The sequence below is a fragment of the Geofilum rubicundum JCM 15548 genome (assembly GCF_000974365.1).
GTDB classification, from domain to species: domain Bacteria; phylum Bacteroidota; class Bacteroidia; order Bacteroidales; family Marinilabiliaceae; genus Geofilum; species Geofilum rubicundum.
Genome location: NZ_BAZW01000004.1, coordinates 133842 through 157533, shown reverse-complemented (window position 1 = coordinate 157533; position 23692 = coordinate 133842). Strand labels below are relative to the sequence as shown.

Sequence of the window (23692 nt, the reverse complement as noted above, 5' to 3'; positions counted from 1 at the left end):
ACAGCCAATTATTTTAAATTTGCTTATAATTTGTTAGTTTTGTGACTACTTAAGTTTTAATTTAATTCGAATGAAATATATAGTAGTGCTGGCCGATGGTATGGCCGACGAACCAATAGAAAAATTTGGTGGCAAGACGCCTGTTATGGCGGCTTTTACACCGGTGATGGATGAGATTTGCCGACAGTCGGCCACTGGCTTGGTACATACGGTGCCCGATGGTTTCCATCCGGGCAGTGAAATTGCCAATATGAATATTCTGGGGTACCATCCGCTAAATATTTTCAGGGAAGAGGGGTCATCGAGGCGGCGTCTTTGGGACTTGATTTTGAACCGGACGAATTGGTTTTTCGTTGCAACCTGGTATCCGTAGAAGATGACATTTTAATCAATCATTCGGCCGGTCATATTACCTCCGGGGAAGCTGCTGAATTGATTGAGGCCCTGAATGTGGAACTTGGCACCGACCGGGTGCGTTTTCATGCGGGAACCAGCTATCGCCATGTGATGGTGATTAAGGGTGGAAATGCCGATTTGAAATGCATCCCACCGCACGACCATCCCGGAAAGCCTGCTGCGCCCTTATTTCCAACGGCTACTTCGAGCGAGGCCAAAGAAACGGAATGGCTGTTACATGATTTAATGAATCGTTCCATGGCTGTTTTGGCCAGGCATCCCGTCAATCAAAAAAGAAAAGCCGCCGGTAAAAAGACAGCCGATGCCATTTGGCCCTGGTCGCCCGGTTACAAACCCAATTTCCCCTCCTTTAAAGAACGGTTTGGCATTGAATCTGGAGCGGTTATCTCTGCGGTGGATTTGATTTTTGGGATTGGTAAACTGGCAGGTTTGGAAATGGTTCATGTGGAAGGCGCCACAGGTCTGCACGATACCAATTATGAGGGTAAGGCAGAAGCTGCTTTGGAAGCTTTGAAGCGTCATCCTTTTGTCTTTCTGCATGTGGAGGCCATGGATGAAGCCGGCCATGAGGGAGATTGTGACCTGAAAAAGAGAGTGATAGAAGATTTTGACCGGCGATTGTTGAAGCCTTTATTTGAAGGTCTGAAAAAAATGGACGAGGAAGTAGCCTTACTTTTATTGCCAGATCATCCAACCCCCTGTAATTTGCGGACGCATGTACTGGCACCCGTGCCCTTTATGTTGATGAAATCCACAATAGCACCCGATGAAGTTCAGGTTTTGGATGAAGAGTCGGTTAAAAAGGGTAGCTTTGGTGAAATTGAAGGCAAAGATATTTTAGAATTATTGTTTAGCAAATAGTTGATCATGAAGTTTATTAGCTTAGGCTCTAAAGAAGAGCGATATACGCTTAAAGAAGTTCTTTTTAAAGGCTTGGCACCGGATGGTAGTTTATTTATGCCTGAGGCGATTCCTGTGCTAAGTGAAGAATTTATTGAGAACTTACCTGCCTATAGTTTGCCAGAAATCGCTTTTCATGTGCTTAAACCTTATGTGGAGGCAGATGTCAGTGATGAAGTACTCAGACAAATAGTGGAGGATACCTTTTCTTTTGAAATACCTTTAAAGTCGATTGAAAAAGGAATAGCCGCATTGGAATTGTATCATGGTCCCACACAAGCATTTAAAGATGTGGGCGCCCGCTTTCTATCTCGTTTACTGGCGCATTTTAATAAAAATGAGTCACGTAAGTTAATGGTCTTAACCGCCACTTCCGGTGATACAGGCGGAGCAGTAGCCCACGGTTTTCATAAAGTCAAAGGGATTGAGGTCGTGGTCTTATACCCCAATGGCAAAGTCAGTCCCTACCAGGAATATCAAATAACCAGTCCCGGAGCCAACGTTCATGCCATGGCTGTAGAAGGTAGTTTTGATGATTGTCAGCGACTGGTCAAGGAGGCTTTTAAAGACAACGGTTTACGGGAGCTGGTTTATATGACCTCTGCCAATTCCATTAATATGGGGCGTTTATTACCTCAAATGGTTTATTATTTCCATGCTGTTGCGCAGCTTAAGCGGTCGGGAATTTCTGAACCACCCGTTATTACGGTTCCAAGTGGTAATTTTGGAAACATCACCGCAGCCATGTTGGCCCATCGAATGGGCTTGCCTGTCAAGCGCTTTGTGGCAGCTACCAATGTCAATGATGTGGTACCCCGTTTTCTTTCAACCGGCGCCTACGATCCCCATGAAACCATCGTAACGCTGGCCAATGCCATGGATGTAGGCGATCCAAGTAACTTTCCCAGAATGTATGAGCTTTATAATAACCAACTGGAAAAACTGAAAGGTAATTTGAGCTCCTTTGCGGTTAATGATGACATCATCAAAGAAACCATCAAAGCGGTATATCAAGAACATAACTATTTAATGGATCCGCATACGGCTTCAGCCTATTACGCTGTGAAACGCGAATTGAAAGAAAATGAAACAGGCCTATTTGTCTCCACTGCACATCCCTTTAAATTTGGGGAAATAATAGATGTTTTAATTCCCGGTGGGTTGAAAGCTTCTGGTTATAGTATTGATTTCCCAAGACTTGACAGGGCGACTATTGATGTGATGCCCAATGATTACGGAGCTTTGCGCCATCGGATCGAGAAGATGGCATGAAGATTGCATGTTATTTAATACATTTTAATGAATGACAATGTTTTTTCTCTTTTAATAGAAAAATGTTATTTTTGCGTTTATCAAATTGAATCTTGAATAATTAAGAACATAAAAGACAGTAATTATGAAGTATTTAGCAGTAGTTGGAATGTTATTGTTTTCCCTTGGAAGCTTTGCCCAGGATGAAACAGCCTATATTGAATTTAAGAACGCGGGTAATGATGCTTTGAGAGGCAATAATTTTGCTGAGGCTTTGGAGGCTTACGAGTCTGCCGTCGCCGCCTGGCCAGAAGAGGAAGAAATGGATGCTGCTATGGTTTTTAACATGGCTACCAGCGCCCGTCGCATCAAAAATAGTGAAAAGGCCCTTGAGTACTATCAGCGGTCCGTTGATTTAGGTTACCGTGCTGATTTCTCTACTTATTATGTGGCTTCTTCTTTGAACGCTCTTGGACGCGAAGATGAAATGGAAGAGGTTTTGTTAAAAGCGATTGAAGAACATAAAACCAGTTCTGTGGTGGGTCACATGAAAAAAATGTTAACCACTTACTATCTGAAGCAAGGTGCTGAGCCCTTTAATCGGGCTGCTCAGGTTTTGGCCTCTGCCGCCAATGCGGACCCTTCGCAGTATGAAGAAATTACAGCGCGTGCCAATGAGTCATTTGCTGAAGCCAAGCCTTGGTTCGAAAAGGTTTTGGAAATTGATCCGGGCAATGAAAACGCCCAGGCCTCTCTTCGTGAAGTTAACAGCAGATTGGCTGCTAACTAAGAAGTATTGAAAAGATATTTAAAAGCCCCCGGGAGCGATATTCCCGGGGGCTTTGTTATATAAAAAGAGCGCAGATAAATCATCATCTGCGCTCTTTTGTCATATTGACTAAATCTTTATTCTACATCAGTTACTCGATTCTTTACCCGGTTGAGGAGTGGATTGTTTCTCCTCCTTGCTGTGCGAAACAATCCGGGTGGTGATTTTCTCTTCCTTTTTATCAAAACTCACTTCAATATCATCCCCTTCAGATACGGAGGCCTGTATAATGACCTCTGCCATTTCATCCTCCAGATATTTTTGAATGGCACGCTTTAAAGGACGGGCACCATACTGAACGTCATAGCCTTTAGAGGCTATGAACTTTTTGGCTTCATCGGTGAGTTTTAATTGATAGCCCAGAGATTCCACACGCATATAGTCCAGCCAGCTCAATATCAATAATCTTGTGAATATCTGATTCGGCCAGATTGTTAAATATGATGACATCATCAATCCGATTGAGAAATTCAGGTGCGAACGCTTTTTTAAGGGCTTTTTCAATGACGCCTCTGGCAAATTCATTGTCGCTTTTGGTCGCAGTTCCGGTAGGTGCAAAGCCAATGCCTCTTCCAAAATCCTTCAATTCACGCGTACCTATATTGGAGGTCATAATGATGATGGTGTTTTTAAAGTCGACTTTACGCCCCAGGCTATCGGTCAAACGTCCTTCATCCAGCACTTGAAGCATGAGGTTGAATACATCGGGATGCGCCTTTTCAATTTCGTCAAGAAGCACCACTGAATAGGGACGGCGACGAACCTTTTCGGTCAACTGACCACCTTCTTCATACCCAATATATCCCGGAGGTGCACCCACCAATCTGGACACACTGAATTTCTCCATGTATTCACTCATGTCTATACGGATGAGGGCATCTGTGGTATCAAAAAGGTATTTGGCCAGAACCTTGGCCAGATGTGTTTTACCAACCCCTGTGGGGCCCAGAAATACAAAGGAACCAATGGGGCGGTTGGGGTCCTTTAACCCGGCGCGGTTGCGCTGAATGGCCTTAACTATTTTCTGAATGGCCTCTTCTTGTCCAACCACCTGACCTTTTAACTGCGTACCCATTTGTAATAAGCGGGAACCTTCAGCTTGTGCGACGCGTTGAACAGGAATGCCCGTCATCATGGCCACAACTTCAGCCACCTTTTCAGCATCTACAATTTCGCGGTGCTTTTGCAGCTCTTCTTCCCACTTGTTTTTTGATTTTTCAAGCTCTTCCTGAAGCGTCTTTTCCTTATCCCTGAAACTGGCTGCCAATTCAAAATTCTGAGCTTTAACAGCCTTTATTTTATTCTCTTTTATTTCTTCAATTTGCTTTTCAAGTTGAAGAATGGTTTCGGGCACAACAATGTTAGAAATATGAACCCGCGAACCGGATTCATCCAAAGCGTCAATGGCTTTATCGGGCAGGTGACGGTCGGAAATATAGCGCTCCGTCAATTTTACGCAAGCATCAATGGCTTCAGGTGTATAAATAACATTGTGGTGGTCTTCATATTTACTCTTAATGTTATTAAGAATTTCATAGGTCTCTTCTGCAGAAGTCGGTTCAACCATCACTTTCTGGAAACGCCTTTCCAGAGCGCCATCTTTCTCAATGTGCTGACGGTACTCATCCAGGGTGGTGGCACCAATACATTGAATTTCTCCTCTGGCCAGTGCCGGCTTTAACATATTGGCCGCATCCAGTGATCCGGTTGCGCCTCCCGCACCTACAATGGTATGAATTTCGTCAATGAACAGGATAATGCCCGGGTTTTTGGACAGTTCATTGAGAATCGCTTTGATACGCTCTTCGAATTGTCCGCGGTATTTGGTTCCGGCAACAATGGATGCCAAATCCAGAGTTACCACCCTTTTATCAAACAGCACTCTGGACACTTTTCGGTCGATAATACGCAAGGCCAGTCCTTCAGCAATGGCAGATTTACCAACGCCCGGCTCTCCAATCAGAACAGGATTGTTCTTTTTCCGGCGACTCAGAATTTGAGCGAGACGCTCGATTTCTTTCTCTCTGCCAACAATGGGATCCAGTCGTCCTTCCTCAGCAGCTTTGGTGATGTCTATGCCAAAATTGTCCAACACAGGCGTTTCACTGGCACTTTTGGAGCCGGAGGATTTGGGACCTTCCGGTCCGCCACCGCCAAATGGACTATCCTGATCATCATCATCCGGCATTTGTGACCTGGCTATGGGTTTTTGCTTGGTCAAAGCCACTTTTAAAGGGTCATATTTTACATTAAAACCTTCCATAATTTGAGATATTGTGCTGTGCGAATCTCTCAGCAGAGCCAACAAGAGGTGAATCGTCGTTACTTTTTCACTTTTCAAGGCCCGTGCTTCAAGATGCACGAGTTTTAAAATTTGTTCTGTTGATTTTAAAAGTGGTAATTGATTTTTATCAATCACAGGTTTGCTTCCCTTTATCTTATCTTCGATGGCTTCTCTAAGTTGATCAAAATCAACTTTTAAACGTTCTAACAACCTGACAGCCTTGCCATCTGCCTGTGAAAGTAATCCCAGCATAAGATGTTCAGGGGCAATAAATAAATTGCCCAAACGAATGGCCTCTTCCTTACTTAAGGATATAACATCACGAACTTTTGATGAATAATTTAAATCCATATATTATTTTACTTCAATTCAGTTTACGAATAAGAGTTGCTTGCTCTTTTAAATACAAAGTAACAACTACTCTGGTAATATAATTAATCATTTCTCAAAAATAGTATATTTTACGCAATTATCACACTGCTTTGGATAACATGTTTCAGTATTACACCTTCAATCAAATGGAATAGTCAGCAATTATTTGTAAGCGTCTGTTATAGCTACACAGATAAGTGAAAATTGTTCATAAATCCTTAAGAACTTATTTTATAATTACGCTTAATTTGATTAATTTAGAGCGGTCAAAAAAAGGTCTTTTTGCAGACCTTTTTTTGCGTTCCAGACTCATCAAAAGTTTTAATTAAATGATTGAAGGAGATAGAATAATAAAGATTAACATCGAAGAGGAAATGAAATCTGCCTACATCGATTACTCGATGTCGGTTATAGTTTCCCGGGCACTGCCCGATGTTCGTGACGGATTAAAACCCGTTCATCGCCGTGTTTTATTTGGCATGAATGAGCTGGGGATCGCGTCCAACAAACCTTACAAGAAATCAGCGCGTATTGTTGGTGAAGTACTTGGTAAGTATCACCCGCACGGTGACTCATCGGTATATTTTGCCATGGTAAGGATGGCCCAGCCCTGGTCCATGCGCTATCCTTTGGTAGATGGTCAGGGTAACTTTGGTTCTGTTGACGGTGATAGCCCTGCTGCTATGCGTTACACAGAAGCCCGCTTAGATCGTTTGGCCGAAGAAGCGCTTTTAGATATTGACAAGGACACGGTTGATTTTCAGCTTAACTTTGATGATACTTTAAAAGAACCGACCGTCCTTCCAACCAGAATACCATTATTATTGGTCAATGGTACATCAGGAATTGCGGTAGGTATGGCTACCAATATGCCTCCCCATAACCTTTCTGATGTGGTGGATGCCATTTCTGCTTATGTGGATGACCCGGAAATTGACATGGATGCCCTTATAGACATTGTCAAAGCGCCTGATTTTCCAACAGGAGGGTCTATATATGGCTATCAGGGAGTTAGGGAAAGTTATCAAACCGGCAGGGGCAGGGTGGTCATGCGGGCGAAGTCCGATGTGGAGACCGAAAGCAACGGTCGTGAGAAAATTGTCATCACAGAGATTCCTTATTTGGTCAACAAAGCCGAGTTGATCATGAAAATCGCCGACCTTGTAAACGATAAAAAAATTGAAGGCATTTCCAATGTCAATGATGAGTCCGACCGGGATGGTATGCGCATTGTTATTGACCTGAAAAGAGATGCCATAGCCAATGTAGTGCTCAATCATTTGTATAAGTATACCGCTTTACAAACCTCCTTTGGCGTTAATAATATTGCCCTTGTCAAGGGCCGTCCACAGTTGTTGAATTTAAAGGGACTCATTTCCAATTTCGTTGAGCACAGGCATGATGTGGTTACGCGCAGAACCAAATATGAATTGGATCAGGCTGAAAAGCGGGCCCACATTCTGGAAGGGTTAATTATTGCCAGTGATAACATTGATGAAGTTATTAAAATTATTCGCGCCGCTCAAACGCCCGATGAGGCTCGCGAGAATCTGATCAACCGTTTTGAGTTGACCGATATTCAGGCAAGGGCCATTGTTGAGATGCGTTTGCGTCAGTTAACCGGTCTGGAACAAGGCAAATTGCGCAGCGAGTATGAAGCACTGATGAAGGAAATCGCTCGTTTAAAGGATATTCTTGAGCATGTTCATTTACGCATGGAGATTATAAAGAACGAGTTGCAGGATGTTAAAGCCAGATACAATGAGGGGCGTCGGACCGAAATAGTCTATTCTTCAGAAGAGTTTAATCCGGAAGATTTCTATGCTGATGATGAAATGATTATTACCATTTCTCATTTGGGGTATGTGAAAAGAACACCTCTGACGGAATTTAAAACTCAGAACAGGGGTGGGGTAGGGTCAAAAGGCTCATCCACCCGAGATGAAGATTTTATAGAGCATATTTACCCGGCATCCATGCACAACACCCTGTTGTTCTTTACGCAAAAGGGACGTTGTTTCTGGCTGAAGGTGTATGAAATTCCGGAGGGAAATAAGAACTCTAAAGGTCGTGCCATTCAAAATCTGTTGAATATTGATCCGGATGACAATGTAAAAGCATTTATTCGGGTTAAGCGCCTTGGTGAAGACCCGGAGCATGCCAATTCGCATTACATTATCATGGGCACCAAAAAAGGAGTGATCAAGAAATCCTTGTTGGCCGATTATGCCCGTCCGCGCCAAAATGGCGTCATTGCCATTAAGATTAAGGAGGATGACGAACTTATTTCTGCACGTCTGACCAATGGAAGTAACGAAATTCTTATGGCAACACGCTCCGGAAGAGCCATTCGCTTTAATGAATCAATCGTTCGGAGCATTGGAAGAACCGGCCAGGGTGTGAGGGGGATTACGCTGGCCTCCAAACAGGATGAAGTTGTTGGCATGGTTTGTGTAAAAAACATGGATGAAGACATTCTGGTGGTTTCCGAAAAGGGCTTTGGTAAGCGTTCGAAAATAGAAGATTACCGGGTGACCAATCGAGGTGGTAAGGGTGTTAAAACCATGAGAATTACGGAGAAAACGGGTGACCTTATTGCTATAAAGAGCGTAACAGATGACAATGATTTGATGATTATTAACCGCTCCGGAATTACCATACGATTATCCGTCTCTAATGTTCGGACAACTGGTCGGGCAACGCAGGGCGTCCGCTTTATTAATCTGGATAAAAAGCATGATGAAATAGCTTCAGTTACCAAGGTTTTAACGGAGCGAATTGAAGATCAATTGCTGGAAACCGGATCAAGCGATATTATTGAACCGGATAATTCGTCAACAGAAGAAAATAGTGAGAATTAATCAAAAACTTGTAAATTTGATTTACCAACAAAACAAAAAACGAAAAGTAACAACAATGAAAAGGATTTTATTTTTATTTATTTCTGTGCTTGTAGTAGCTACTAGTTGTGCCCAGAAGGGAAAAGTAACTGCTGCATCTGCTTTTATCGATAATGGGGATCTGGACGCTGCTGAGGAGCGTATCAATGATGCTCTGGAACACGATAAAACGAAAGAATGGCCCCGGACCTATGTGGTAGCTGCCAATTTAGCTACCGAGCAATTTAAAAAGGACAAGGAGGACGAGGAAAAGATTATTAAGGCCGCCGATTATTACTTTAAGGCTGCTGAATATGATCAAAAAGGTGATGCCAAAGGAAGAGGAATTGGTAGGGCTGAAAAAGAAATTAAAGTGGCCTTAACCTTTTTCATGCCTGAACTTCAAAATGCCGGTATTGAGGCTTTTAACAATGAGGAGTATGAAACAGCTATGGCCATCTTTGAAAGAGTCATTGGCTTAAATAAATTACCCTTGTACGAAGAAGACAACTTGCCGGAAGACTCCGTGTTTATTTACTACACAGGCTTGGCTGCCAGTCGTTCAGAAAACTGGTCAAAGGCTGAAGATTTTTTCAACCAGACCATTGACCTGAAATACGCTGAAGGGGACGCTATTCTATTATTACATGAAGTTTATGCAGAATCTGGCGATTCGTCAAAAATGGCTGACAACCTTAAACGCGGCTTTGAGCTTTTTCCTGAAGATGACCGGATTTTAACAACATTAATTAACTTCTATCTGCAGACTGAGCAAAATGATGAGGCGCTCAATTATTTGAATTCTGCCATTGAAAAGGATCCAACGAACTTTAGTTTTTATAACGCCCGGGGGGTTCTTTACGACTTAAGCCAGGATTATGAAAAGGCCGAAGAAGAATATAAGAAAGCTTTGGAAATGAACCCTGAGTATTTTGAACCTACGCTTAATTTGGGAGTCATCTATTATAACAGGGGAGCGGAAGAGATGAATGAGGCCAATGATTTAACAGATAATAAGGCCTATGAAGCCGCACGTAAAGAAGCTGAGGAAACCTTCCAGCAAGCTTTACCTTATATGGAGAAAGCGCATGAACTTCGTCCTGATGATGTCATGGTTCTCGAAACCCTTAAGAATTTGTACTATCGTTTTGATATGAACGATAAATACGATGAAATTGATACCAAGTTGAAAGAGTTGAAATAGTCATTTTTTCTGCAGCTATATGGGGCAGGGAAAATTATTGAACTTGTATAAATCCGGAGTTAAAAAGCTTCGGATTTATTCATATCTATCTTGTTTATCATAATATCAATTATAAGACTCGTGATCTGGAATGAAAACTATCACTGGTATATTCATTTACAGCTAGTAAAAATTCCGGCCGATTCAATTCGTTATTAACTCTAATTCTATGAAAACTGTCACCAGGTAATTTTAATTTTCCTGTTAATATAGATTCCGGCCGATTCAATTCATTGTTAATTCCAATTTGAACCTACATCCAATAAAAGCGGAATCATTCCATAGAAATGATTCCGCTTTTATTTGAAAGATATTGGCTTAAAAGATCCAATAATGACCTAGTCTTCCAGCACCGCCAGTTCAAACAAATCATAATCCGGCCACTCGCTGGTTCTGGAAATACTTCGGTGCATCATAGACCGTATATCATTGGCGAGCATTGGTCCCTTCCAGGTGCTGCTGTTGAATAAAATCACGTATGAGATACCATCTTCCCTGTTCACCATTAATACGGATGAACCGGCTAAAGTGCCAGTTCTGTAGCGCTCTCCACGACGAACACCTCTCCAGCCCAGTGGGTGAAACCCTCTCCCAACAGGAGTTGTCATCAATTCCACACTTTCTGAAGAGATGATGTCAGCCGGGTAAGGCTGCCCATCAATGGCGAGCATTAAGCGCATTAAATCGGTAGCAGACGCAATCCAGCCGCCTGCGGCGCCAAGGGTATGAATATCGTTTCCACCATAAGAACGAGGTACCAATTCTTCTTTTCCAGTATGATCACTGATTAATATACTATTTATTGGCTCATAATATTTGACTTCCAATTCTTTACGATCTTTTAAGTAACTCCCCCCCAGTTGCATATCAAATATACCCAAGGGATATAAGACCTTACTTTGAATATAGTCCTCATAATCCTGACCGCTGGCACGCTCTATGACCTTACTCAAAATAGCATATCCCAGATTGCTATAGGATGACATGGTGCCGGGCGCGTAATGCAAGCGTTTATCAAGCATGAAAGTGATAATATCTTCATCAGAAACGGGCAGTTCTTTACCCAGCTTCCTGGCAATTATGGTCGGCATAAACATGGGATCACCCCATCTGTTGGTCCATCCGCCAGAATGATTCAAAAGGTGAAGAACTTCAATGTTTTCTACTTTTCGATCGCGGTAATTGTCATAAGGCGCAAAGTTGAGAATGCCATTGTCACCAAATACTTTATCATTCAGTGAAAGCTTCCCCTCTTCAACCAATTTCATTATGCCGGTAGTAGTAATGAGCTTGGAAATACTGGCCACCCGGAATAAATGATAGGGTTCAACTGCGACTTCATTTTCGGCATCTGCCAGACCATAACCTTTGGCAAAAACCATTTCTCCGTCTTTGGCAATGGCAACAGAAGCGCCGGTCAGCTCCCACTGGCGCATAAAACGATTCATTTCTTGGTCTATGAGACTGAAATCACTACTGTTGGTAAATTTCCCGGATATTCTTAAGGAGGAAGTGATGGGCGCAGGTGGAGTAAAATCCGTTCCGAAGGTTTGGATAGACGGACCGGTTATATATTTACCGGCCATTCCAACAGTCAGGCCAATGAATAATACGATTACTTGATATTTAAAATGCATATGCTTCTGTTCAAATATAAACTCACACAAAAATACGTATTATTGCTTAAAAGGTTATAAGAAACGGTTTAAGTTTTGTTTTTAATCACCATTAAATTAGCCTTCGTCAAAAAAAGAAGCATGAAGTTCAGACTTCATGCTTCTCCTGGAAACGGTTCTAAAACATCTATTTATGAAATTTTATGGTGCAGCCAACAGCCTTTGTTTCTGCAATTTCTGGCGCTTTGCCTTTTAAAAGTGACTGGATGGCATTGGCCAAATAACGTTCCTCAACATCATTGGCATCCTGAGAATTGTCGTCAATGGCACCAATGTAGGCGACGGTGAAATTATCCCCTTGGTTTTTTAGCAAATAGACATGGGGAGTCCGTGTAGCACCATATTGTTTGAATAATTGGACGTCATCGAGTAAATACGGGAAATTAAAACCCTTTTCCGCCGCATTCGAAATCATCTTTGAATAACTATCTTCGGCAACAATGGTCGAATCATTGGGATTAATAGCAACTACAGGAAAACCCTTGGGACCAAAATCCTTTTGAAGATCTACTATTCGTGATTCATACAATTTGGCGTAGGGACAATGGTTACAGGTAAAGACAACAATAACGCCTTTCTCGTCGTCGTAATCACTCAATGACACCCATTGGCCGTCAATGTTTTTTAATTTAAAATCAGGGGCTTCGTCACCCACACTAAGTTGAGCGGTTGCTGTAAAGGATACAACAAAAAGTAACATGCCGGCTAATAACAATAATCTTTTCATGGTTTTGATTTTTGCGTGTGAATTATAATAAACGATCTATCCATTCTTTCATTTGTTCATAATTGGTTTCCCCTTCATGGAAATACTTCTTACCCTTATGCCAAATGACAGTGGCCGGTATAGCACCGCTCCAGGAGCTATCTATTTCATCAATCCATTCGCCGCCACGAGGTGTAATGGTCATGACCACTTCGTGGGTGACGATGTTGTTTTTTAAAAAGGGGACTACCCGACTCTCCTTTTGATTGGGGAAATCAAGATTGGCCATAATTACTTTAACCGGATGATTTTTGTAAGTAAGAGGTATTTTGTTGAATTCAGGAATCTCCTTTACGCATGGTTGACACCATGTGGCCCAAAAGTTGACAACAAAAATCGTGTCTGATGCAGATTCTACCCGTTTTTGAAGATGAGCCACCGGTACATCCCCGGGGGCTTTTGTTTGTCCATGCGCAGCAAGGAAAAAAGTCACCAAAAAAAGGGTCATTATTAGTTTGAACATTCAACAACTGTTTTAGTGTATTTATGCTTGTAACAGTTGTTTACTAACTATTGTTCAGAAATGAAAAAAAAATCTAGCCCCATATTGATTTGTGGGTGTTATAAAAAACAATGCGTGTGGCCATCATGAACCAAACGGGCCATAAAACCGGAGGCATGTATTGTGGTAAAAAAGGAAACACTATAAGAAGCAGGATGACAGGTAACGCCAAAACAATTCTAACGATGCCAGAAAAAGACCCGTTCTGCAAGAAGGGAAAAATCAACAATAAGTGTAGAGGATTGGCCCATAAGATGTGCCAGTTGGGACCAGTTACGGAGTGCGAAGTAAAAAACCACAAGAAAGTAATCAATGCACCCAAAACGGTGGTCACTGAAAAAAGAAGGACATTGAGCCAATGACTGCTTTTTTTCATTTTAAAACATCTCCATGTATAGGCTAAGACGAACAACGCCAGGATCCAAAGCCACAGAACAGGCGTCCATAAGAAGGATTGTTCAGAGGGAATTTGGAATTGTTGTAAGGTGGTTTCTTCCTGGATTACAGGATCACCTGAAGGAGACATTTCTGCTGCCGCAAATTGTTCCATTAAGTAATCTGGAAGAAACTGAACAGATGACGCATCGATTAAATCATCCGTAGGCGCTCCTAAAATTATATCCAAACCGAGTCGCGTCCAGGGCTTTTCTTGTAAATAAGTGCCAATTGCATCCCTGAAGGTCATTTCTCCTATGTAGGTCTGATCAGGAAAAACAATGGTATCATTCACTTGCTCGGCAATAATGTCCCGGACACGGGTAGCACAATTGTCAAAGAAAAAATGATAATGGTAAGCCCGGTTTTCGGGTTCATAATTGACCATCAGGGCTTTAAATAGCTTTTCTTTCTCTTCCTGGGAAATGTTCAGTTTTTGTTCCCACACCGATCTTTGTTCCTGTTTATATTCCAACATAAATCGGTCAAAAGTGGAAACGGACAAGACGTAATCCAGTTGCCCCCTCAAAAACTTCAAATAAAAATTGGGGGTGTTAAAATCAAAAGTCCCGTAATTAAATATATAGTCGATTTTCAGCTTTGGATCATTTACACGAATGGCCGTGTGTCCAAAAATACTGTACAGTTCATCGCCGGGCGCACAAGTCAAAATGGAAATGGAACTTTCCTTCGATAATTGCCCCTTGATTTCAGCATTGCTATTTAACAAAACGAAGACCCCGAGGAGACCGTATTTGATGTAGGTTTTAGTAGCCCTGGGTAATATAGAAAGCCATTTAAAAAACAGGGAGAAATAGTCTTTTTCCATTGTTTGACGTAATTACTAAGTTTGTTCGATAATAATTGTCGAAATATACGGAAAAATGCCCAACCACTCATAACGGATTGCCTTAAGGCCGTTAAAAATACTTTAAGTTTGGTTGGCGGTTGGCAGCCTGGTATGGGCATGGTCTCATTTTTTGGGACAGTCTCCTGATAATCTACATCTGTATCTCTGGATTTGTATATGCCTAATACAAATGTGGACAACCCCAAAGACGACTGGTTTACATTTGTCTCAAGCAACGAAAGGCAAAAATAGCGCGCTAATTGCAGGAATCTCCTTCCCTGAAAAGTTATATAAGCCAGGAGAATAAGCATTGTTTTTGGGTCAAGTAATAACCTGGAGAGAAAGCCTTTTTGATCTGAGCCATCAAAAGAAGGATCATCAAAGAATTCAAAGACATACTCGATGGCTTTATCGTACCAATAATGGTAGTGTGCTTCTAAGCTAATGGAAGTGGCTGTCATATTTGCTTAATTTTTTAGTGATGGTTTTTGCTTAATTCGTGTTGTATTCAAAATTTAATCCATAGGAAAATTGTCGGGCTATTTCTATATCATATGGATCAAAATTAAGTTATAGAAATAATTTCATTTACATACTTAAGCAAAATTTGCGCTGTGCTTAAGCGATTTCTTTGCTTAAAATCAGCTTAACAATTTGCTTAAGTATAAACTTAAATCTATCTTTATCGTCATTTCGTATCCAGGTGATTAACGGTACACGTGTAGCTTAAATTGATGATTCAGATCCCCAAAATACCATGCAGTACGCGCGAGCAATTGTTGCGCTCATGCCCGGATATATTTCCTGGTATAGACCGTATTGTAGCCCTTTATGCGCTTAAAAATGGAGAAACCGGTGGTGAAGAATTGTTGCGGAATGGGCAGAAACATGTATACAGAGACCTTGTTACAGAGGCGTTTGACCGCCGCTTGATTGGGATGGCGGATGATCAGCGGGATATGTATGGCTGACGCGTGAGCAATTACCTTTTGAGTCTGGTACTCCCGGACAAAGGCAGTTGGATATATTCTCGGAAGAGCAACACGTAATAATGCTACTTCGCATTAAACATAGGGACGGGATGGACTTCTATTACCTGTTCTTTAGAGAAGATCAAAGCAATTTTGGTGTAAGTCGACTGCAAGGTTCCTTGGATACCGCGCGGAAAGCATTGCTGGGGTCATTGGTTTATCGCTTTACCCGCTTGTATTATCAATCTTTAGAAGAACATAAAAAATACTTACAGCAGTTTACAAATGTAACGAAACGTTTAATAACCGGGCAATCCAAGGGGCCTGTCAATAGTATTCCCCACCTTTGGCTGAAACAATGGACAGAAGACTATCTGAATGAACTATATGAGCAAACAGGAATTAATGTCCGTTTAACAGAGGCGGCTCTGGAGCACTTATCAACGGCACCGGACTATCATTGTGCCAAAAACGGCCTGGAGCAAGCGGCCCAATTTGCCTGATGATGTCCGCTGGCGATGCAGAGAGCGAAGTGGTCATTGAGGCTGCCTATATACTGTTAAAACCAGTATCTGATGACAAAACAGGCACCATCAGTACGCAAGTCTATGTTCCAGGCCGTAGAAAGGAAAAAACGCGACAATTTCTTAACCGGCTGGAAGAATCTGCTTTGATTTTATCGGAAAATGCTGAAGATTTAACCAGCAGCGCTGTGGGACAAACCATGGAACGTCCCATATCCGCACCTGCTATTACTGATTACCTGAAGAAAAATAAACGCCAGGTATTGCTCCTGTTGGAAGAAAATCCAAGGCAATGGCCATTGATTCGACAATTTTTTAAACCGCTCATCAATATTGTGGATAAAGCGCAGGCCGTTCGGCAAATAAGCTAAATAACAGGCTTATTCCATGCGTTAATGCTCTGTTTTTTATTCCGTTATCAATCCACCAATAAGATTCTGGACTGAATTCATTTGATGAGATTCTAAATAGCTTCTGATGCCATCAATTATTTGTATGGTTATTCGTGGATCGATGAAATTGGCTGTACCTATTTCAACAGCGGTGGCACCTGCCAGCATAAATTCGATGGCATCCTCGGCTGAGCTTATGCCACCCATCCCAACAATTGGAATTTTTACAGCATTGGCCACCTGCCAAACCATCCGCAGGGCAATCGGTTTAACCGCTGCTCCCGATAGTCCGCCGGTAATGGTTGATAAAACAGGACGACGGCTGTGGGCATCAATGGCCATGCCCAATAGGGTATTGATCAATGAAACAGAATCGGCGCCTGCGCCTTCAACCCCTTTGGCAATCTCTGCTATGCTGGTTACATTTGGCGATAGCTTGACCATTAAGTGCTTTTTGTAAACATCACGCACCGCTGAAGTTACGGCTATGGCAGAGGGGCAACTGGTGCCAAAGGCCATACCTCCTTCTTTAACATTGGGACAGGAAATGTTGAGTTCAATACCAGGTATGGATTCCAGTTCGTTGATTTTTTCCGCAGTTTCAACATATTCTTCTACCGTCGAACCGGACACGTTTACCAGAATATTGGTTTTATAATGTTTGATTCGGGGATAGATACTCTGTATAAACTGATCGACTCCCACATTTTGCAGCCCGACTGCATTCAGCATTCCCATGGGGGTTTCAGCCATTCGTGGGTAATCATTGCCCTGCCTGGGGTGCAAAGTTGTCCCTTTAACCACAATGCCTCCGAGTGAATGAATGTCTATAAAGTCCTCATATTCTTCTCCATATCCGAAGGTGCCGGATGCGGTCATTACTGGATTCTTAAGCTCCAATGAGCCAAGTTTTACGGATAAATCTACCATTGCAAATATTTTGAGTCAAACACTGGCCCGTCGGTACAGGTACATTTGTTACCATCCTTGGTTGGTGCGATACAACACAGGCAAGCACCTATGCCACATGCCATATGGTTTTCAAGAGAAACCTGGCATGTCAGGTCATGATGGTCGGCATATTTGGCCAAAATCTTCATCATGGGCTCCGGACCACAGGTGTAAATCCAATCAAAATCAGGTTCCTCTGTCCGCATAACCGGATGGTTGATAACATAGCCCTTGGTGCCGGCACTGCCATCCTCCGTGGTCACCATAACTTCTCCCAATTCATTGTAAGCCTCTAAGCGAACAAGGTTGGCAGATGTTCTTGTACCAATAAGGAATCGAGGGCTTATCCCGTTTTTTTTCAGATGACGTCCCAGAAATAATAGCGGAGCTACGCCACATCCACCGCCAACCAATAAAACTCGCTTACTATCGGGCAAATCATAGCCCTTTCCAAGTGGATAGACCATGTTAACCATGGATCCAACAGCCTGCTGCGTGAGGATTTTGGTGCCCTTTCCAACCTCCTGAACCAGTAGTTTTATCTGTTGTTTGTCATAATCAACATCATGAATGGATAAGGGACGTCGCAAATAAACGCCTGGTGCACCATCTATCCGGACTTCGGCAAACTGTCCGGGATGTATTTCTGGTAAAGGCGCTTCACCGGCCTGAAGTGTCAGTACCACGAAGTCCGTGGTCTGTCTTTCATTGCTTACAATGGTGAAATCATGAATATACTTCATTCGATAGAAAATATGATGTGTTACAAATGTAAACCAGCTATTTATACGGCAAAGTTAATATTTTTTTAGCTGAGTATATTCATCCATGGCTTAGAAACAAGGTTGTGAATCAATCGAACATGTAATTATCTCAAAATCGGGCTAATATTCACCCGGTTTATACTCCTGAAAAGTCCTGTTTCTATAAAAAACAACGATTCGCTCAACTTCGGAAGGTCGACTTACCTCAGGCGCTGACTGCCCATTGGTTGTTTCTTTCAATGGGTCGGTAGTCGTTTCATGGGAATCGGTTTCAGGAATAGCTGGAATTGGCGGTAGAACTTCTTCATTGGATGGTTCAAAAAGCCCGGCCATTTTTCCTTGCCTGATTGCGGAATGGTCTCTATAAATGTCCCCAATACCATTAATAAGCCAATCACTGCTGACCTGCGGGAATTTCAACAGGATTTTTTGAATAAAATCCAGGCTGGGATTGTTACGTCCCGATAAAATATGGCTCACACTTGAACGCTGAACACCGACAAGTTCTGCAAATCTGACGGGTGTCAACTGTTCTTTATTGAGTAATTGTTGTAAGCGCTCTTTCATAATGGATGTGTTGATGATTTGTTTACAAATATAAATCTATTGTTTACATTTTACAAACCTTCTGTCTATGCTTTGATTGATACAAATGTAACCGGCATCCGACAATTTTGGCATTCCTACATAGCGACCGATCAATATACTCATATTTTACTTTATGTGATTCTAGTTATATCATTGATCATATGGGGATTAATAGATATTCTTAGTAAAAAAAAACAGACTACTTCATCTCAGATTTGTCTGGAAGCATAAGCATTACTGGCGGAATAAGGTCTTTAACTATTTAATACACTGAGCATTTAATCAATCAGGAAATATTTATAAAGTAATACTTCATTAAAACTTCGTAAAACACTGGTTATAAACATAAAAACGTCGATATTGTCGCACTTTAGGGCCTTGTATGTATAATTATACATGGACGGATTCGCAAAGATTTAATTTTTAAGCAAGATAAACATTTTAAGTAATTGATTTTGTGAATTATATGAAAAGAATTATTCTATTATGCATATTAAAAAATAAGAAATCAGAGCGTTTACATCTGTATCCTAAGCGGGTGTTTCCCTACCTACTCCTACCCTTTTATGAACATCTTATTTTTAACCTTCTTTCAGAAGGATTTTTATGGCTGAAGATGTTTGTTCTAAAGACATGACGGATTTTATTTTTGGCGGATTATTCGTTCCGGCCAACGCTCTCTTCTTATTTATCATAACTAAGGGCCTCTGAGCGGCTTGAAATGGATGGATTTTAGAGGGTGTCAAAAATGAGTGAAGGGTACAAAAAAGGGGGATATCGAAAACGATACCCCCCTTTTTTGTATTTATGGCTTATAAAAAGCGTATGATTCTATTTCTTTCCAAATTCTTTAACAACGACCTCCATCCAGTTCTTGATACGTTCATTGGTTAGTGCTGCCTGATTTTCAATATCCAGTGCCAGACCAACAAACTGATCGCCTCGCTCGGCCCGGGATCCTTCATACGAATACCCTTTTGTGGACGTTAATCCAACTACTTTTCCTCCTCGTTCTTCAACGAACTCAGCCATAATGCCCACACCATCCACAAAGTTCTCCGGATAGTTTTTCTGGTCACCTCCGCCAAAGATCGCAAACTTCTTACCTTTGAATGATTCATCCTCAATGGTTGGCAAGTACTCATCCAGTAGTTGGGTAACTCACCATCGAACCAGGTTGGTACTGCAAAAATGTAATTATCAAACTTTTTAAAATCCTTCAGGGTAGCCACATCAGCATCTACTTCCTCGCAATTATCGGCGCCCAAATGCTTAATCATGTGCTTGACCTGCTGATGGGTCTTGACCGATCGGAAACTATAAAAAATACCTACCTTCTTCATATTATCTTGATGGTTTGTTCAACTTAGTTTAAATGGCTTTGATTAGTATTCCAAGAGCTCCCTGGCTGCTTGTATTACCTTATCAGTATTAGGGAGAATAGCTGCCTCCAGAATGCGGTTAAACCCAACTGGTGTAAAGGTTGAACCTACTTTTAATGGGGGCATCCAAATACTCAAATCCCAAATTAGAAATCATGGCAGCGACCTCACCTCCAAATCCGGCGAACACTTTATCTTCGTGCACAATCATCGCCCTGGATGTTTTTTTGATGGAAGCCAGAATGGTTTCCTCATCCAAGGGTAATAAGCTCCTCAAATCCACGACTTCAACCTCAGCAATGCCTTCCTTGGATAATTTTTCGGCAGCCTCCAGACAGTGATGGGTGGTATTACCATAGGTGATTATGGTCAAATCTTTCCCTTCACGACGGATCCGGGCTTTTCCAAAGGGTACTTCAAAATCATCCGGAACAGAAGTCGCTGCTTTGGGTGAATTATAGAGTGCTTTGGGTTCCATGAAGACGGTTAAGCCCTCTGAGCGAATAGAAGTACGCATTAAACCAGCGGCATCATCGGCAAAGGAAGGATAAACCACACGAACCCCGGGAAAGGTGGTCAATGCCGCCTCAATATTTTGTGAGTGATACAAGCCACCCCCAATGTATCCACCAGAAGCCAAACGAACCGTAATGTTCGGAGAGAATTGTCCCTTGGTCCGCCAATACTCATGTGTTGTTTCAACAAACTGCTCCATCGCCGGCCAAAAATAGTCGGCAAACTCAGCTCCTTCCACCACAATGCGCATGTCCTTTTTATAACGCGACATACCATTGGCCGTTCCCATTATGAAATCTTCAGCAATGGGCGCATTAAACACACGTGTTTTGCCAAACTCTTGCTGCATACCTTTGGAGACATTGAAAATACCTCCTTTATCCTTATTGGCAATATCCTGCCCCCAGATATAGGTATCCGGGTTCTTTCGGAATTCAGCCTTCATTGTTTCGTTGAGTGCCTCGATGAGTTTCACCTTTGGCCCATCGAAGTTGTGAAGTCCTTCCGGATATTTGGATGCAGGGTATGGCTCAGGTGTTACAAAATCATGAATGGATTCAGGGGTGGGTTGTGGAGCAGCCAATCCTTTTTTATGGGCTGCTTTAACTTCAGCTGCCACTTTTTCTTCAATCTCTTTCAATTCTTCCTCGGTGGCTCTGTTGTAACGCAGCAACAAGCGACGGTACTTATCCAGCGGATCGTATTCCTTTACATAACTCAACTCATTTTTATCCCGGTAGAGTTCATGACGATCACTGTTACTGTGGGAACCAATACGCACACAATTGGCATGTACCAAAACAGGTTTTTGTTCTTTCATTGACCATTCTACGGCCTCTTCCATGGTATTCATGGAATCAAATACATCCTTACCGTTGCAATAAAGGATTCTCAGGTTTTTGAAACCTTCAAAGTTCTTTGCCACCTTACGGTTGGCGGTCTGGTCCTCTTTGGGCACAGAAATACCGTAACCATTGTCCTGAAAAACAAAAACAACCGGCAACTCCTCGTTGGAAGCCCCATTGATGGCCTCATACACATAGCCCTCAGAAACGGAGCTTTCCCCCTGACTGCTAATGACAACGGCATCTGTCTCCTTATAGGTCTTCAGGGCGCGGCCCAGTCCGCTTGCATGCAGCGTATGGTTGCCCGTACAACTACTTACGTTGTGGATATTCCATGATGGTTTGGCAAAATGGTTAGACATATGACGCCCCCCACCAGCTACATCGGCATCTCTGGAGATACCGTTATAGATGATCTCTTCAGCGGTCATTCCTGCAGCCACACAGGTTTGCAAATCGCGGTAATAGGGAAACAAGTGATCTTTGTTTTTTCGAAACACTTGTCCGATGGCCAGCTGAATACCGTCATGACCTGCAGCCGGGGCGTGGTATGACCAGCCAATGGCTTGCTTCAGGTAATTCGGTGCACGCTCGTCGAGCGTACGGCCCAGGAACAATAAATGGTACCACTTTAAAAGGGTCTCTTTGTCGGTCTTCTTTATTGAATGATTGACTGGAACGTTACTTTTCATATACGATTAATATTTTATTAGCTTCTTTTCGGTGATAAATACTAAATGGGCTTAAATATCACTGTCTATATCCCACTCTTCCAAATAGTCAGCCACTTTTCGAAGGAAGTATCCTCCCAAAGCACCATCCACAACACGGTGATCGTAAGACAATGAAAGGTACATTTTATGACGAATGGCGATGACATCTCCGGTAGGTGTTTCTAAAACAGCCGGTTTTTTCTCAATGGTACCTGTCGCCAAAATGGCCACTTGCGGTTGATTAATAATAGGCGTTCCTATGGCATTCTTGAAAGAACCAAAATTGGTAATGGTAAAAGTTCCCCCTTGAATATCATCGGGCGATAATTTATTGTCACGCGCCTGGGTAGCCAAGCGATTGATATCGCTGGCCAATCCAACCACGTTTTTCTGGTCGGCTTGCTTAACCACCGGCACAATCAAATTCCCTGAAGGCAAAGCAACGGCAATACCAATGTTCACATTTTTGCGAAGAATAAGGTTGGTTCCGCTGACAGAAGCATTGACACCCGGATAATCCCGCAACGCCTTGGCTGCCGCATAAGTAAATATGGGCATAAAGGTCAGCTTTTCACCGTATTTTTTCAGGAAGGCATCCTTCTGCTTGTTACGCCATAAAACCAGATTGGTAACATCGGCCTCAACAATGGAGGTGACATGTGGCGAAACTTGCTTGGACATAACCATGTTATCAGCGATGAGCTTGCGCAGACGGTCCATTTCAACGACTTCGTCGCCGGGTCCTGCTTTCACTTCCGGTGCTTTAAAGGCGGGTCTTTCGGCAGGCTTGGCTGCTTGAACCGACTTTTCATCCGGGGCGCTCTTTTGAGAAGACGCTGCCGGCTGATCACCTCTGGTTTTAAGGAAGGCCAGCACATCGTCTTTGGTCACACGACCTTCTTTCCCGGAACCTTTAATGCTTTCAAGCTCTGAAACGGAAATATTCTCCTCCTTGGCAATACTTTTGACCAGGGGAGAGTAAAAACGGTCACTGTCTTTGAAATCTCCGCCGGTAGCCGGAGCTTCTTGAGACGTCGCCTCAGCTGTAGAAGCTTTTTCCATTTTCACCTTATCTTCTTCTGCCGCTTTTGGCACCTCTTGCTGAGCCGAGGCATCCGTCTTTTCCGCGCTTTCTGTTTCTTCTCCACCTTCACTACCCTCAAGGGAAATGATGGCAACGATTTCCCCAACGGGGACCAGCGCATCCGTTTCAAATTTAATTTCCTTAACTACCCCTGCAACGGGTGAAGGAATTTCTGAATCAACCTTGTCAGTTGCAATCTCCAGTAAAACCTGGTCTTCTTCCACGGTATCACCTGCTTTAACAAACCATTTGGTGATAGTGGCTTCTTCAACGCTCTCACCCATTTTGGGCATCAGGATATCAAATGTTGACATATTGAATGAATTTATTTTTGATGATTCTGTTAATAATCTATTTTACTACAATACGGTGTGCTTAAAGGGTATGTACCTTGTTTTCAAAAACTTGGTGCGCAATAATAGTCAATTTTATTATTTTAAACAAATCTAAATAAACGGACCGTTAAACCCTTTGGTATCCTAATAACAGCCATGTTTCCATTTTGTTTTTAGGGAATGAAAATTTTGCATGTTTTGTTCTAAATGATTATTTATTAGG

At 42.4% G+C, this 23692-nt stretch carries 19 protein-coding genes and 1 pseudogene; 8 read left to right on the top strand and 12 right to left on the bottom strand.

Features of this window, described 5'->3' with window-relative positions; all coding sequences use genetic code 11:
- Nucleotides 1-70: 70 nt before the first annotated feature.
- The 3 genes and pseudogenes from JCM15548_RS03815 (at nucleotide 71) to JCM15548_RS03805 (ending at nucleotide 3358) form a co-directional block, all read left to right on the top strand.
- A pseudogene (locus JCM15548_RS03815) lies at nucleotides 71-1278 on the top strand (cofactor-independent phosphoglycerate mutase).
- A gap of 6 nt (nucleotides 1279-1284) precedes the next feature.
- Entirely contained in the window at nucleotides 1285-2589 is a 1305-nt protein-coding gene (gene thrC / locus JCM15548_RS03810) for a threonine synthase (RefSeq protein ID WP_062122510.1), read from the top strand.
- 124 nt (nucleotides 2590-2713) lie between these two features.
- Nucleotides 2714-3358 (top strand): tetratricopeptide repeat protein, encoded by a 645-nt coding sequence (locus JCM15548_RS03805; protein ID WP_062122509.1) that lies wholly within the window; start codon nucleotides 2714-2716, stop codon nucleotides 3356-3358.
- 126 nt (nucleotides 3359-3484) lie between these two features.
- Here JCM15548_RS03805 and JCM15548_RS22895 read toward each other — a convergent pair whose 3' ends face one another.
- Together JCM15548_RS22895 and JCM15548_RS03800 are read right to left on the bottom strand one after the other, a co-directional pair.
- Nucleotides 3485-3775 carry a ClpB D2-like domain containing protein gene (locus JCM15548_RS22895; protein ID WP_227625422.1) on the bottom strand — a complete coding sequence of 97 codons (291 nt, stop codon included), beginning with the start codon at nucleotides 3773-3775 and terminating at the stop codon, nucleotides 3485-3487.
- A complete protein-coding gene (locus JCM15548_RS03800; RefSeq protein WP_227625421.1) occupies nucleotides 3732-6032 on the bottom strand; it encodes an ATP-dependent Clp protease ATP-binding subunit in 2301 nt (766 codons plus the stop codon). Before JCM15548_RS03800 ends, JCM15548_RS22895 begins: the two co-directional genes overlap by 44 nt.
- 350 nt (nucleotides 6033-6382) lie before the next feature.
- Here JCM15548_RS03800 and gyrA point away from each other — a divergent pair, with 350 nt between their 5' ends.
- On the top strand, nucleotides 6383-8914 hold the full coding sequence (gene gyrA / locus JCM15548_RS03795) for a DNA gyrase subunit A (RefSeq protein WP_062122508.1): 2532 nt from the start codon (nucleotides 6383-6385) through the stop codon (nucleotides 8912-8914).
- 55 nt (nucleotides 8915-8969) lie between these two features.
- Entirely contained in the window at nucleotides 8970-10136 is a 1167-nt protein-coding gene (locus JCM15548_RS03790; RefSeq protein WP_062122507.1) for a tetratricopeptide repeat protein, read from the top strand.
- Nucleotides 10137-10513: 377 nt separating this feature from the next.
- Here JCM15548_RS03790 and JCM15548_RS03785 read toward each other — a convergent pair whose 3' ends face one another.
- The 4 genes from JCM15548_RS03785 to JCM15548_RS03770 form a co-directional block, all read right to left on the bottom strand.
- Entirely contained in the window at nucleotides 10514-11812 is a 1299-nt protein-coding gene (locus JCM15548_RS03785) for a serine hydrolase domain-containing protein (RefSeq protein WP_062122506.1), read from the bottom strand.
- A 166-nt stretch (nucleotides 11813-11978) separates the two neighbouring features.
- Nucleotides 11979-12578, bottom strand: coding sequence for a thioredoxin family protein (locus JCM15548_RS03780; RefSeq protein ID WP_062122505.1), 600 nt, complete (start codon nucleotides 12576-12578; stop codon nucleotides 11979-11981).
- A 22-nt stretch (nucleotides 12579-12600) separates the two neighbouring features.
- The gene (locus JCM15548_RS03775) at nucleotides 12601-13080 is read right to left on the bottom strand and encodes a TlpA family protein disulfide reductase (RefSeq protein WP_062122504.1); all 480 of its coding nucleotides are present in this window, start codon (nucleotides 13078-13080) and stop codon (nucleotides 12601-12603) included.
- A gap of 73 nt (nucleotides 13081-13153) precedes the next feature.
- On the bottom strand, nucleotides 13154-14383 hold the full coding sequence (locus tag JCM15548_RS03770; protein WP_083984953.1) for an Lnb N-terminal periplasmic domain-containing protein: 1230 nt from the start codon (nucleotides 14381-14383) through the stop codon (nucleotides 13154-13156).
- A gap of 755 nt (nucleotides 14384-15138) precedes the next feature.
- Here JCM15548_RS03770 and JCM15548_RS03760 point away from each other — a divergent pair.
- The 3 genes from JCM15548_RS03760 to JCM15548_RS03750 all read left to right on the top strand — a co-directional run bounded on the left by JCM15548_RS03760 (nucleotide 15139) and on the right by JCM15548_RS03750 (nucleotide 16270).
- On the top strand, nucleotides 15139-15375 hold the full coding sequence (locus tag JCM15548_RS03760; RefSeq protein ID WP_062122501.1) for a hypothetical protein: 237 nt from the start codon (nucleotides 15139-15141) through the stop codon (nucleotides 15373-15375).
- Between the two features lie 110 nt (nucleotides 15376-15485).
- Nucleotides 15486-15878 carry a hypothetical protein gene (locus JCM15548_RS03755; RefSeq protein WP_062122500.1) on the top strand — a complete coding sequence of 131 codons (393 nt, stop codon included), beginning with the start codon at nucleotides 15486-15488 and terminating at the stop codon, nucleotides 15876-15878.
- A complete protein-coding gene (locus JCM15548_RS03750; protein ID WP_162198167.1) occupies nucleotides 15878-16270 on the top strand; it encodes a hypothetical protein in 393 nt (130 codons plus the stop codon). The genes JCM15548_RS03755 and JCM15548_RS03750 overlap by 1 nt, the downstream gene beginning before the upstream one ends.
- A gap of 36 nt (nucleotides 16271-16306) precedes the next feature.
- Here the strand turns inward: JCM15548_RS03750 and JCM15548_RS03745 are convergent, their stop codons facing one another.
- The 6 genes from JCM15548_RS03745 to JCM15548_RS03720 form a co-directional block, all read right to left on the bottom strand.
- Nucleotides 16307-17221, bottom strand: coding sequence for a dihydroorotate dehydrogenase (locus tag JCM15548_RS03745; protein WP_062122498.1), 915 nt, complete (start codon nucleotides 17219-17221; stop codon nucleotides 16307-16309).
- Complete coding sequence (locus JCM15548_RS03740; protein ID WP_062122497.1) at nucleotides 17215-17985, bottom strand: dihydroorotate dehydrogenase electron transfer subunit; 771 nt, start codon at nucleotides 17983-17985, stop codon at nucleotides 17215-17217. The genes JCM15548_RS03745 and JCM15548_RS03740 overlap by 7 nt, the downstream gene beginning before the upstream one ends.
- Nucleotides 17986-18126: 141 nt before the next feature.
- Nucleotides 18127-18573 (bottom strand): helix-turn-helix domain-containing protein, encoded by a 447-nt coding sequence (locus JCM15548_RS20950; RefSeq protein ID WP_083984952.1) that lies wholly within the window; start codon nucleotides 18571-18573, stop codon nucleotides 18127-18129.
- An 852-nt stretch (nucleotides 18574-19425) separates the two neighbouring features.
- Nucleotides 19426-19731 (bottom strand): flavodoxin domain-containing protein, encoded by a 306-nt coding sequence (locus JCM15548_RS22890; RefSeq protein WP_227625420.1) that lies wholly within the window; start codon nucleotides 19729-19731, stop codon nucleotides 19426-19428.
- Between the two features lie 324 nt (nucleotides 19732-20055).
- A complete protein-coding gene (locus tag JCM15548_RS03725) occupies nucleotides 20056-22029 on the bottom strand; it encodes an alpha-ketoacid dehydrogenase subunit alpha/beta (protein WP_227625419.1) in 1974 nt (657 codons plus the stop codon).
- A gap of 51 nt (nucleotides 22030-22080) precedes the next feature.
- Nucleotides 22081-23448, bottom strand: coding sequence for a dihydrolipoamide acetyltransferase family protein (locus JCM15548_RS03720; RefSeq protein ID WP_062122496.1), 1368 nt, complete (start codon nucleotides 23446-23448; stop codon nucleotides 22081-22083).
- Between the last annotated feature and the right edge of the window lie 244 nt (nucleotides 23449-23692).

Coding starts and splice junctions, on each gene's coding strand:
- JCM15548_RS03790 (WP_062122507.1), top strand. CDS start 8,970: ATGAAAAGGATTTTATTTTTATTTATTTCTGTGCTTGTAGTAGCTACT.
- JCM15548_RS03785 (WP_062122506.1), bottom strand. CDS start 11,812: ATGCATTTTAAATATCAAGTAATCGTATTATTCATTGGCCTGACTGTT.
- JCM15548_RS03805 (WP_062122509.1), top strand. CDS start 2,714: ATGAAGTATTTAGCAGTAGTTGGAATGTTATTGTTTTCCCTTGGAAGC.
- JCM15548_RS03750 (WP_162198167.1), top strand. CDS start 15,878: ATGATGTCCGCTGGCGATGCAGAGAGCGAAGTGGTCATTGAGGCTGCC.
- JCM15548_RS20950 (WP_083984952.1), bottom strand. CDS start 18,573: ATGAAAGAGCGCTTACAACAATTACTCAATAAAGAACAGTTGACACCC.
- JCM15548_RS03740 (WP_062122497.1), bottom strand. CDS start 17,985: ATGAAGTATATTCATGATTTCACCATTGTAAGCAATGAAAGACAGACC.
- JCM15548_RS03720 (WP_062122496.1), bottom strand. CDS start 23,448: ATGTCAACATTTGATATCCTGATGCCCAAAATGGGTGAGAGCGTTGAA.
- JCM15548_RS03780 (WP_062122505.1), bottom strand. CDS start 12,578: ATGAAAAGATTATTGTTATTAGCCGGCATGTTACTTTTTGTTGTATCC.
- JCM15548_RS03745 (WP_062122498.1), bottom strand. CDS start 17,221: ATGGTAGATTTATCCGTAAAACTTGGCTCATTGGAGCTTAAGAATCCA.
- JCM15548_RS03800 (WP_227625421.1), bottom strand. CDS start 6,032: ATGGATTTAAATTATTCATCAAAAGTTCGTGATGTTATATCCTTAAGT.
- gyrA (WP_062122508.1), top strand. CDS start 6,383: ATGATTGAAGGAGATAGAATAATAAAGATTAACATCGAAGAGGAAATG.
- JCM15548_RS03760 (WP_062122501.1), top strand. CDS start 15,139: ATGATTCAGATCCCCAAAATACCATGCAGTACGCGCGAGCAATTGTTG.
- JCM15548_RS03725 (WP_227625419.1), bottom strand. CDS start 22,029: ATGAAAAGTAACGTTCCAGTCAATCATTCAATAAAGAAGACCGACAAA.
- JCM15548_RS03775 (WP_062122504.1), bottom strand. CDS start 13,080: ATGTTCAAACTAATAATGACCCTTTTTTTGGTGACTTTTTTCCTTGCT.
- JCM15548_RS03755 (WP_062122500.1), top strand. CDS start 15,486: ATGGACTTCTATTACCTGTTCTTTAGAGAAGATCAAAGCAATTTTGGT.
- thrC (WP_062122510.1), top strand. CDS start 1,285: ATGAAGTTTATTAGCTTAGGCTCTAAAGAAGAGCGATATACGCTTAAA.
- JCM15548_RS22895 (WP_227625422.1), bottom strand. CDS start 3,775: ATGCGTGTGGAATCTCTGGGCTATCAATTAAAACTCACCGATGAAGCC.
- JCM15548_RS03770 (WP_083984953.1), bottom strand. CDS start 14,383: ATGGAAAAAGACTATTTCTCCCTGTTTTTTAAATGGCTTTCTATATTA.